Genomic DNA, 421 nt, shown 5'->3' on the forward strand with positions numbered 1-421 from the left:
GCATCTCTAAATACGGAGCCGCATGCACGAAGCGGAATGCGTCGCCAAATCCTTGTCGACTACGCACACCTTTCTCAGTAGTTTTCGATGAGAACCGAGGGCAGAGCGGTTTGCCGTAATCGGCAGACTTTATTCAAGATAAGCAGACCCGATCACCCGTTGACTCAAAGCCGCCCATTGCGCAGAAGTAGTGCGCGCCATGACCACTTCCTCGCTGTAATCGCTCAACTCGGCGGCACACCTCTTTGTTTCTGCTTCTGCAAAGCAAGCACTGTTGTCAGAAAGCAGTTGCGCGATTCTCGCCACTGCCAAAACCGCCAATACTTTTTTGCTAGACGCATCATCATGCAGTCCAAAGAAGCTCGCTTCGTAGCGCTCCGTCTCTGCGGCTATCCACGCGTCCGCTGGCATGCAACCACCG

1 protein-coding gene is annotated in these 421 nt (G+C 53.9%); it reads right to left on the bottom strand.

All coding sequences use genetic code 11. The annotated features are described in order from the left end of the window. Positions 1–129: 129 nt before the first annotated feature. A partial coding sequence (locus QCE79_RS34440) for a hypothetical protein (protein WP_309852256.1) occupies positions 130–421 on the bottom strand: 292 nt, incomplete at its 5' end.

Origin of the sequence: Caballeronia sp. LZ003, from assembly GCF_031451465.1 — a bacterium.
Classification (GTDB): domain Bacteria; phylum Pseudomonadota; class Gammaproteobacteria; order Burkholderiales; family Burkholderiaceae; genus Caballeronia.